The organism is Vibrio sp. CB1-5, assembly GCF_059412285.1.
Window position 1 is genome coordinate 1 of sequence record NZ_JBJHPB010000071.1, and the last position, 1,315, is coordinate 1,315.

At 51.0% G+C, this 1,315-nt stretch carries 1 protein-coding gene; it reads left to right on the forward strand.

The features are described from left to right. Positions 1-1,315: VCBS domain-containing protein (locus tag ACJB0T_RS21890; protein WP_495292942.1), on the forward strand; the 1,315-nt coding region annotated here is incomplete at both ends.

Sequence of the window (1,315 nt, forward strand, 5' to 3'; positions counted from 1 at the left end):
CTGCGGTTCAAGCGCTGGATGATGGCGACAAAGTGATTGAAGAATTCACCGTGACATCTGCTGACGGCACCGAACACACGATTGCCGTCACGATCAACGGTACCGAAGATGAAACCATCATCACCGGCCCAACGACCGACACAGTGAAAGAAGACACCGATGTGGATGCTGGTCTTCTGATTGCTGGCGATAATCTGTCGCTCACCATCACTGATAATGACGCTGGCGAGAACAAGTTCAGCACCACAGCCACCAGTGTCGCGAACGACAATGGCCAGCTTCCGCTTGGCACCTTAACCATCACTGAAGATGGTGACTGGTCATATCAAGTTTCCAACGCACTGCAAGCGATCCAATCTCTCGGCGATGGCGATACTCGCGTTGAGCGCTTCACTGTTACCTCTATCGATGGCTCAAAAACGGAAACCATCGAAGTAACCATCCAGGGTACCAACGACTTGCCGCTCATTGGCGGTAATGCAGTAGGTACTGTCACTGAAGACTTCGAAGTCCAAGCAGGTGACTTACTCAAAGATAATGGCCAGCTGACTATTTCTGATGTGGACACTGGCGAAGCCAAGTTCCAGACAGTTGTCACTCCGGTTGGCTCTGTTTTAGGTACGCTCACCATCACCGAAACCGGTGCGTGGAGCTATGAAGTTGATAACACCAACCCAACACTCCAAGGCTTAGGTGAAGGTGACTCACTCACTGAAACGTTCCAGGTCTTGAGTGAAGACGGTGCCCCGCAGAACATCGTCATCACTATCAATGGCGTTAACGACGTACCAACTATTACGTCGGGCGATTCTGCGCTTGCCCAAGAAGACGTGGCGGTGGATGGTGATGGCAACATCGTAGCGACCAATACCTTAGTGATTTCCGATGATGATACTGGCGAGGAAGTGTTTAATGCAGGGGTCGCTACTCCGGTTGGCACAACACTTGGCACCTTAACCATCGATGCCGCGGGGGGCTGGACTTACAAAGTCGATAATTCCCTACCGCAAATTCAAGCGTTGGATGTGGGCACGAGTCTGACAGAATCTTTTACCGTCACGTCTGCTGATGGCACCGAGCATCAAATCGATGTCACGGTTAATGGCACTGAAGATCCAACTATTATTAGCAACTACCAGCCTGGTGCTGTCACGGAAGATACCGCAGGTATCTTGACTGACTCGGGTAGCTTATCCATTGCTGACCTCGATGCAGGGGAAGCGCTGTTTAACACTACGGTCACCAAACTCAACAATGGTGATGGTCAATCGCCATTGGGTAATCTCACCATTGATGCCAATGGTAACTGGACGTA